The organism is Bowdeniella nasicola, from assembly GCF_900107735.1.
GTDB lineage: Bacteria > Actinomycetota > Actinomycetes > Actinomycetales > Actinomycetaceae > Bowdeniella > Bowdeniella massiliensis.
In genome coordinates, this window is record NZ_FNQV01000008.1 from 131,271 (window position 1) to 139,566 (window position 8,296).

An 8,296-nucleotide genomic window follows, 5' to 3' on the forward strand; every position below is an offset into this window, starting at 1 on the left:
CTCGCGAACGCTAAAGGTCCCGATAATAACCAGCCTATGCCTCGGGCAAAAATTGGGCCGCTATGTTCGCGGTGAATTGGCTAACGTTCGCCTTCGTCGCGGAGTTTTTCTAAGAACTTTTCGCGCGCTTTCAAATCTCTGGTCACGCGCCGAATCTTGCGTTCGGAGACCGGGCGTTCGCCAAGTTCTGCTGGATCCCACACCCCTTCGCCGGCGTAGGCTCCCTTGGCAGGACGGCGATGCCTGCGCGGCGTGGTGGTGCCGGGCGCGAGCTTTCGAGCGGTGACAAGGAATCCGGTGTGGCCCACCATCCGGTGATCGGGCCGGACCGCCAGTCCTTCAAGATGCCAGGTGCGCAGCATCGTCTCCCAGGCTCGCGGTTCCGTATAGGCCTCGGTGTCGCGCAACTCTTCGACGAATCGCGATAGTTGCGTGGTCGTGGCAACATACGCCAGCACCAGTCCACCCGGGATGAGTGCGTGGGATGCCGCCTCGATGTTCTCCCAGGGCGCGAGCATATCCATGATGAGGCGATCAACGCTGCGCTCGGGAAGCGAAAACAGCACATCGGCGAGGTCTCCGAGACGTAGGTCCCACGCGGGGTGCGGCGCTCCGAACCACGATTCGACGTTGAGCTTGGCGATCTCGGCGAAATCTTCGCGGCGTTCCACCGAAATCAACGATCCCTGCTCGCCCACCGCGCGCAGCAAACTCATGGACAGCGCACCGGATCCGACCCCGGCTTCGACCACGCGAGCTCCGGGATAAATGTCGGCCTGACCGATAATCTGTGCCGCATCCTTGGGGTAAATGACGGCGGCACCGCGCGGCATTCCCAGAACGTAATCGCTCAATAATGGCCGTAAGACGAGATAGTCATAGCCGATTGAGGTCGTAATGACGGCACCGTCGTCGCAGCCAATGATCTCGTTATGAGAAAAAGTGCCGCGATGGGAGTGGAAATGCCCGTCCTCGTGCAAGGCGATGGTGTGCATTTTTCCTTTGTAATCCGTCAGTTGTACACGCTCGCCGGCGCGGATCGGGCCGCGGCGCGAGACCATATCGAGTTCGGGAGAATTCGTCACAACTGGTCACGCTACTAGACAATCCGCCCCAGCCCGAACACCGGGCTGCCGGCAGTCGGTACCGAAGGTGTCCCCGCGGCGGGGATAAGGTGGCTGCATGTCTCGTTCCGCACTCTCACCCTCACGCGCCAAGGACTTTTTGCAGTGTCCACTCCTGTTTCGCTATCGAACGGTTGACCGGCTGCCCGAGCCGCCCTCACCGGCCGCAGCGAAAGGCACGCTTGTCCACGCTGTCTTGGAGCGCCTTTATGACGCTCCTGCCAGCGAGCGCACCCCCGAGCACGCCCTGTCACTACTGCCAATCCAGTGGGAGGAGCTGCGCGGGAGAAATCCGCGTATCGAGGCCCTGTTCGACACCCCGGGCGAGCTCGCGACCTGGCTGGCCGAAGCCCGCTCGCTCATCGAGAACTACTTCCGGATCGAAAACCCCGCGAACCTGGCACCGGCGGCCCGCGAGCGCTTCGTCGAAGTGGCAGTAGGAGATGGAATCCTCGTACGCGGCTTCATCGACCGCGTTGATGTTGCGCCTGATGGCCGCATGCGGATTGTGGACTATAAGTCCGGCAAATCCCCCAAGCCGCAATACACCTCCGAGGCGCTGTTCCAAATGCGGTTCTATGCGCTCATGGTGTGGCGGATTAGTGGAAAAATCCCGGCCCGGCTCCAGCTCGTGTATCTCGCCGACGGCCAAATCCTCACCCTCGATCCGTGGGAAGACGACCTGCTTGCGATGGAGCGCGAGATCTTATCGATCTGGGCCAATATCGAGGCTGCCGCTCTGGCAGGTGAGTTTCGACCCAAGCGGACGCCACTGTGCCCCTGGTGCTCATTCCAGAAATTCTGCCCCGAATTCGGCGGCGATATCTTGCCACTGCCACCGGGCGGGATTTCTCGCTTGCTCACAGCGCGCACAGCTGAGCAAACTGCCGCCGCACCCCCGGCGCAGCCCCCGTCGGATCCGGCGCCGATGCGTCCCAGCGATGAACCGGCCGGTCCAGAAGTCTAAGAAGCGTGGCGCTCGGCGTGCAGGCGCTCGATCGTCTCAAGCGTCACGTCGCCTAGTGACGTGAATTCGCAGACGCCCTCAGGGCTCTCGGCACCTTCTGCTGGCGGGACGAAGATCGTCGTGGCACCCGAAGCTGCCGCGGCCTTCACTCCGGTCGGCGAGTCTTCCAGCGCTACGCACTGGTGTGCCTCTAAGCCCAGCTGCGCCATCGCCGACAGGTACGCCTCCGGATCCGGTTTTTGCCGCGTGACGGAATCGCCCGAAATACACACATCAAAGCCCTGCAAGCCGTCCCAAACGGCCTGCACGTACGGCCCGACGGCGAGCGTGACGAGGGCGAGTTTCAGTCCCGCCGCTCGCGCCTGAGTCACGAGTTCTTCCGCGCCGATGCGATATGGCACGCCATCGTTGCGGATATAGCCCGCCATCGTCTCGATGAGCAGGCGCGAAATGTCTTCCACGTCTTCGCTCAGTCCGCCAGCTTCCTTGACCTGTCGAGCGGTGAACTGCAGCGGCTTGCCGACGCACTCATCGGCCTGCTCGCGAGACCAGGTGCCGCCCCCGGCGTGGACGAGATCTGCTTCGGCCTTGAACCAGTAGCGTTCGGAGTCGATGAGCGTCCCATCCATGTCCCACAGGAGGGCGGCGAGCTCGGTCATAGGGATTCGACGCAGCCGCAGGTCGTATCGAACGGGCCACCAATCAGACAGATTCCCAGCAGCGCGTCGACGGTTGTGACAAGGTCCGCGAGTTCTTCGGTCTCGTCGCCCTCGGTCATGCGCGGCGCATCCCCGGCGGCCCAGGCATCAAGAGCCCACAGCGCACCGGGTGTATCGAGGTCATCGGTCATACAGTCGTGGACGACGAGGGCCGTCATCGCCGCACCGGGCGCGCGCGCAGCGATCGCGTCCTGGTAGGCCTGTAACCGTTCAGTCGCCCGCGTCAGATCAGCGTCGGTCCAGTGGTGATCATCGGCGTAATGATGGTCGAGCATGGCAAGGCGAACAACGCGAGGGTCAACCCCTTGATCGACGAGCTTGGAGACGAGCACGAGGTTGCCCAGCGATTTGCTCATCTTCTCCCCCTCGTAGCCGATCATTCCGGCGTGCAGGTAGAGAGCAGGCTCTTCATGCCCCAGCGCGCGCAGGTGCATCGCCGACATTTCGTGATGCGGGAAGACCAAATCCGAGCCGCCTCCGACGATCGTCGGCGCGCCACCCAGGTAGTGTTCGCCGATCGCCGCGCATTCGATATGCCAGCCCGGGCGCCCCTCCCCCAGGTCCTTGCCGTTCCAGGACGGCTCTCCCTCCCGCGCGCCGCGCCACAGCAGCGGGTCGAGTTCGTCATGCTTGCCCTCGCGCTCCGGGTCACCACCGCGCTCGGCAAACACCTCCATCATCTCGACTCGGCTGAAGCCGGAGACTTCACCAAAACGCGGATCGGCAGCGACCTCGGCATACACGTCATCGGCTCCGCCCTCGCCACTGGCGAGCCCATAGGTGTCGGACATACGCTCAACAGCGCTGACGACCAGGTCAACCGATTCGACCGCACCGACGTAATGGTCGGGGGCGAGGACGCGAAGATTCGTCATATCCGAGCGGAACAGATCGATCTGGCTCGTGGCCAACTCGCGCCAATCCACCCCGATCTTCGCGGCGCGCTCCAGCAGCGGGTCATCAATATCGGTGACGTTCTGGACGTAGGTCACGTTGTAGCCACCCGCACGCAGGGTGCGCACGAGGGAATCGAACGTCAGATACGTTGCCGCATGACCAAGATGGGTCGCGTCATAGGGCGTGATACCGCATACGTAAAGGCGGACATCGCCGTCGGGGGTGAGCCCGTCGGGCCCCAGTCGAACGGGCCCAGGGGCCTCATGACGAAGCTGAGGAACTTTCGGAGAGAGCCATGAATCCACGGCCCTAGCCTACCGGGTAGGCGTGAATGGCTCCTGCCGCTACCAAGATGACCACCAGGACCGCGAGGGCGACCCGATAGATGACGAACGGCATGAAGGAGTGGGTCTGAATGAGCTTCAAGAACCACACGATGATGAAGTAGGCGACGACGAAGGCGACGACGGTGGCCAGCAGGGTCGGGCCGAGCCCGACGGCAGCGTCCTCACTGAGCCCGTCCTTGAACAGCTTGTAAAAGCCCGAGCCCATGACCGCGGGGATCGCGAGCAGGAAGGAGTAGTCGGCGGCAGCTTTGCGCGAATAACCCATGAAGAGCCCCGCGGTGATGGTGCCGCCGGAGCGGGAGACGCCGGGCACCAGCGCGAGTGCTTGCGCGAAACCGAAGATCGCGGCGTCGCGCGGGTTGAGTTCTTCCAGCTCCTTCGTTCGCTTGGAGAATCTGTCGGCGACCCCCATGAGGATGCCGAAACCTGCGAGCATAGCGGCCGTGATGTACAGGTGCCGGAAGTTCGTATCGATCCAGCTCTCCAGCAGCACACCGAGCACGACGATCGGGATCGAACCAAAGATCACGTACCAACCCATGCGGGCATCCGGATCGGACTTCGGCACGGTGTTCTTCCACGGCCCAATCGGCAGTGCCCCGGCCCACGCCTTGATGACGGCCCAGATCTTATGCCGGAAATACAGCACGACGGCGGCCTCGGTACCGATCTGAGTGATCGCGGTGAAGGCCGCGCCGGGATCCCTTCCCCCAAGCAGGTCGCCGACGATCCGCAGGTGCGCGGATGAGGAAATCGGCAAGAATTCTGTCAGTCCCTGAACGAGTCCAAGGATGATCGCTTCGATCCAGCTCATGATCCCTAAGCGTAGGGCAGCGACGCACGAATTCTGCATTGGCGCTACCGTAAGTTTCTATGGAACAGCGACAGCTTGGTCACACGGGTCTGCGAGTATCGGCCACGACGTTAGGGACGATGACGTGGGGCTCCGATACCGATGAGCACGAGGCCAAAGATCTCCTGACCGAGTTTGTCGACGCCGGCGGTTCGCTGCTCGATACCGCACCCGGCTATGGCCAGGGACACGCCGAAGAACTCATTGGTGAGCTTCTTGACGATGTCGTTGATCGCCGCGACGTCATCCTCATGACGAAGGCCGGCGTCTCTCCTGCGCGCGGCGGCGGTGCCCGCCTCGATACCTCCCGGCGGACGTTGCTGACCTCGCTCGACGATTCACTCGCGCGCCTCGGTGTGGAGACCGTCGACATTTTCATGGTTCAAGCCCCGGACTCGCTCACTCCGCTCGCCGAGGTTGCAGGCGCTTTGACGCAGGCGGTCACGAGCGGCCGCGCCCACTACGTAGGGGTATCGAACTTTGCGCCGTGGCAGATTGGCTACCTCGCCGGGATGATGGGCCCCGAGGTTCCGCTCTCGCTCATCCAAGCCGAGTATTCACTTCTCAAGCGCGACCCCGAAGACGATCTCTTCGAGCTGTGTGAAGCGCTGGGTTTGGGGTTCGTAGGTTGCGCCGGCCTTGGTCGCGGCGTGCTCACCGGAAAATACCGCCACACGATTCCGGCCGATTCGCGTGCCGCCTCGACGCACCTCGCGGCCTATGTCGAGCCCTACTTATCGGGCACCTACGCTGGGATCGTGGAAGCCGTCGCCACGGCAGCCCAAGGCCTAGATGTGCAACCGCTGCAAGTGGCGGCCGCCTGGGCGCGCTGCCACCCAGCGGTGAGCTCCCTCATTGTTGGTCCCCGGACGGCAGCACAATTTCGGCCGCTCCTCACGGCCGATTTTGAGCTTCCGGACCAGATTTACGCGGCCCTGAGCGAGGCTACGTTCGACTAACTACTTCTTTTCGTCGATGATCTCGAGATCATCGTCGTCATCGTCATCGAAGTCGAGGTCGTCGTCGAAGTCGTCGTCATCGAACTCTCCCTCGTCATCGTCGTAGTAGTCATCATCGTCGTCGTCATCGCCATTGCTGTAGGTATCCAGCGGAACGTCAACGTCGAAGGTCGTCATCAGCGCGTCATCGTAGGTGAGGAACGCGTCTTCCAACGTGTTCGCGGCGCTCGTGACCGAGGCGGCATCCGGATCCTGCGCTGCCACGGCAGCGTGGTAGTGGGCTTCGAGGGCGGCGATCAGTCGATCGAGTGCTGCACGAGGGTCAGTAGCCATGTCTCGAGCCTATCGCCGGTGACCGACATTTGCGAGAACTATTAGCCTAAGCCTCTTGCAGCAGGTCGAGCAGGACGCGGCAACCGAACTCTAAAGCGGAGATCGGAACCCGCTCATCCACCCCGTGGAACATGGCCGGGAAGTCGACATCGACGGGAAGCTGGAGTGGCGTAAAGCCATACCCTTTAATCCCGAGCAGCGACAGCGACTTATTGTCGGTGCCGGCAGAAAGCATGTACGGCAGCACGGTTGCTTCCGGGTCGTGCCGCGAGATCATGTCGACCATCGTGTCAACGAGGTCTCCCTTGAATGGGACTTCGAGCCCAATATCCTGCGTCTCGGGCACAATCTCGACGTCGGGGCCCGCCAGGCGCTTGAGGGTGGCCATCATGTCTTCCTCGGTTCCCGGGATAGGCCTGACATCGATCGTGGCCGTTGCGGTCGTCGGGATGACGTTGGCTTTGTAACCGGCGCCGAGCTGAGTTGGATTCGCCCCGGTGCGCAGGGTGGCTCCTACGAAGGTCTTTGCCGGTCCGAGGGCATCAATGAGCGGCCAAATGGTGGACTCGTCCTCTTCGTCCCACGTGGTGCCGGTCAGGTCAGCTACGCCGTCGAGGAGCTGGCGAACCGTGTCTGTCAGGTGCAGCGGCCAGGCATGATTCCCGATCCGATGGATCGCTCCCGCAAGGTGCGTGATGGCATTGTCTTCGTTGATCTGCGAGCCATGACCGGCACGCCCCGAGGCGACAAGGTTGAGCCACTGCAGGCCCTTTTCCGCGGTTTGCAGAAGATAGACACGCTTACCGGCGACCATCGTCGAATAGCCGCCTACCTCACCGATCGCCTCGGTGGCGCCGTCGAAGATCTCCGGATGATGATCAACGATCCAGTGTCCGCCCCATTTGGAGCCGGCCTCTTCGTCAGCAAAAAACGCGAGGATGACGTCGCGAGCAGGTTTGATGTTCTTGCGGCGAAGGTAGCGCACGACCGCGATCATCATCGCCACCATGTTCTTCATGTCGACCGCGCCGCGCCCCCAAATGAGCCCGTCTCGGACTTCTCCCGAGAACGGGTGGACTTGCCAGTCCTCGGCAGCCGCCGGAACGACATCCGTATGGCCGTGTAGCACTAATGCTGGGCGGCTCGGATCCTCTCCTTCGAGGCGAGCAAAGACTGACGTACGCCCCTTTGAAGACTCAAGAATCCTGGTTTCGAGTCCGACCTCCTCAAGGAGTTCGGCGACGTATTCTGCGGCAGGACGCTCAACGATTCCCTCGTTCGTACCGAAGTTCGAGGTATCGATCTGGATGAGCTTGCGACAAATCTCGACGACCTCGTCTTCGGGTCGAGGGATGTTCACGTTCGTGTCTGCCATTGGGCCAGCTTAACCGGCTCACTTGGTGGCGGGCATCACGCGATCAGAATTTCGCAGCGGCGGCTCGAACGTGCTAGATTCGATCTCGCTGTTACGACAGCAAAAGCAACCCGCGCGGGTGGCGGAATAGGTAGACGCGCTAGCTTGAGGTGCTAGTCTTCGTATTAGAAGGTGGGGGTTCAAGTCCCCCTCCGCGCACAAAAGAATCAAGGTCCCAAATTCTATTTGGGACCTTTTTTCGTCAGATGTCCGCCCTGGTCTATTCACCACTACCAGCGAGGCGCGTGGTTGTTTCCCCAATCAACCGCGGCCTTGCCACCGCAAACGCAGCCACGACCAAAACCCTCCGACGGCGCGAGTTGATTTTCGCCCAGCGTTTACTGCGACACTCGCCGAACACGTAGTAGGAGTTTCGGGATACCGGCCAAAACGTGTTGCTTTAGACGGCGTGTCGTTGTCTAGTTGGAGCGTCCTGCCCTTCCTTTTCGTGCCCAGAGGCCTTCTTCGGCGGTGGTGTGGGTGTCGTAGTGGGCGGGTCCGATTTTCTCGTTCGGCTTGTTCGATTTTTTGGGGATGATCCACCTGCGGGGTCTGTCGGCCTGGTGCCACTGGGTGTAGATCTGCGGCACGGGTTTGGGTGCGACCCAGCGGAAGTACAGAACCCAATCCACGGCAGTGAGCAGGTGGGATTCGGACAAGCCCCGGTGGTAGTAGCTGACGGC

General features: G+C 61.9%; 8 protein-coding genes, 1 tRNA gene and 1 pseudogene. 3 read left to right on the top strand and 7 right to left on the bottom strand.

Features of this window, described 5'->3' with window-relative positions:
* Positions 1-80: 80 nt before the first annotated feature.
* Entirely contained in the window at positions 81-1,085 is a 1,005-nt protein-coding gene (locus BLU67_RS07575) for a tRNA (adenine-N1)-methyltransferase (protein WP_315971780.1), read from the bottom strand.
* Positions 1,086-1,182: 97 nt separating this feature from the next.
* On the opposite strand from BLU67_RS07575, the gene BLU67_RS07580 reads away from it, so the two are divergent.
* Positions 1,183-2,091: a RecB family exonuclease gene (locus BLU67_RS07580; RefSeq protein ID WP_092564585.1), complete on the top strand. Its 909-nt coding sequence runs from the start codon at positions 1,183-1,185 to the stop codon at positions 2,089-2,091.
* Here BLU67_RS07580 and BLU67_RS07585 read toward each other — a convergent pair.
* The 3 genes from BLU67_RS07585 to BLU67_RS07595 are packed head-to-tail and all read right to left on the bottom strand — an operon-like array spanning position 2,088 to position 4,868.
* Positions 2,088-2,750 (bottom strand): HAD family hydrolase, encoded by a 663-nt coding sequence (locus tag BLU67_RS07585; protein ID WP_092564587.1) that lies wholly within the window; start codon positions 2,748-2,750, stop codon positions 2,088-2,090. The two genes, BLU67_RS07580 and BLU67_RS07585, sit on opposite strands and share 4 nt — an antisense overlap.
* On the bottom strand, positions 2,747-4,012 hold the full coding sequence (gene mshC, locus BLU67_RS07590; protein ID WP_092564589.1) for a cysteine--1-D-myo-inosityl 2-amino-2-deoxy-alpha-D-glucopyranoside ligase: 1,266 nt from the start codon (positions 4,010-4,012) through the stop codon (positions 2,747-2,749). The genes BLU67_RS07585 and mshC overlap by 4 nt, the downstream gene beginning before the upstream one ends.
* 4 nt (positions 4,013-4,016) lie before the next feature.
* Positions 4,017-4,868, bottom strand: coding sequence for an undecaprenyl-diphosphate phosphatase (locus tag BLU67_RS07595; protein WP_092564591.1), 852 nt, complete (start codon positions 4,866-4,868; stop codon positions 4,017-4,019).
* A 59-nt stretch (positions 4,869-4,927) separates the two neighbouring features.
* Between BLU67_RS07595 and BLU67_RS07600 the strand changes: the two genes are divergently transcribed.
* Positions 4,928-5,866, top strand: coding sequence for an aldo/keto reductase (locus BLU67_RS07600; protein WP_092564593.1), 939 nt, complete (start codon positions 4,928-4,930; stop codon positions 5,864-5,866).
* Here the strand turns inward: BLU67_RS07600 and BLU67_RS07605 are convergent, their stop codons facing one another.
* Both BLU67_RS07605 and BLU67_RS07610 read right to left on the bottom strand, forming a co-directional pair.
* The gene (locus BLU67_RS07605) at positions 5,867-6,199 is read right to left on the bottom strand and encodes a hypothetical protein (RefSeq protein ID WP_092564595.1); all 333 of its coding nucleotides are present in this window, start codon (positions 6,197-6,199) and stop codon (positions 5,867-5,869) included.
* 46 nt (positions 6,200-6,245) lie between these two features.
* The gene (locus BLU67_RS07610) at positions 6,246-7,574 is read right to left on the bottom strand and encodes a M20/M25/M40 family metallo-hydrolase (protein WP_092564597.1); all 1,329 of its coding nucleotides are present in this window, start codon (positions 7,572-7,574) and stop codon (positions 6,246-6,248) included.
* Positions 7,575-7,686: 112 nt separating this feature from the next.
* Between BLU67_RS07610 and BLU67_RS07615 the strand changes: the two genes are divergently transcribed.
* Positions 7,687-7,772: transfer RNA gene (locus tag BLU67_RS07615), tRNA-Leu, on the top strand.
* Positions 7,773-8,032: 260 nt separating this feature from the next.
* Here the strand turns inward: BLU67_RS07615 and BLU67_RS07620 are convergent.
* Positions 8,033-8,296: pseudogene (locus BLU67_RS07620) on the bottom strand (hypothetical protein); the annotation flags it as partial.

Coding starts and splice junctions, on each gene's coding strand:
- BLU67_RS07605 (WP_092564595.1), bottom strand. CDS start 6,199: ATGGCTACTGACCCTCGTGCAGCACTCGATCGACTGATCGCCGCCCTC.
- BLU67_RS07580 (WP_092564585.1), top strand. CDS start 1,183: ATGTCTCGTTCCGCACTCTCACCCTCACGCGCCAAGGACTTTTTGCAG.
- BLU67_RS07600 (WP_092564593.1), top strand. CDS start 4,928: ATGGAACAGCGACAGCTTGGTCACACGGGTCTGCGAGTATCGGCCACG.
- BLU67_RS07610 (WP_092564597.1), bottom strand. CDS start 7,574: ATGGCAGACACGAACGTGAACATCCCTCGACCCGAAGACGAGGTCGTC.
- BLU67_RS07585 (WP_092564587.1), bottom strand. CDS start 2,750: ATGACCGAGCTCGCCGCCCTCCTGTGGGACATGGATGGGACGCTCATC.
- BLU67_RS07595 (WP_092564591.1), bottom strand. CDS start 4,868: ATGAGCTGGATCGAAGCGATCATCCTTGGACTCGTTCAGGGACTGACA.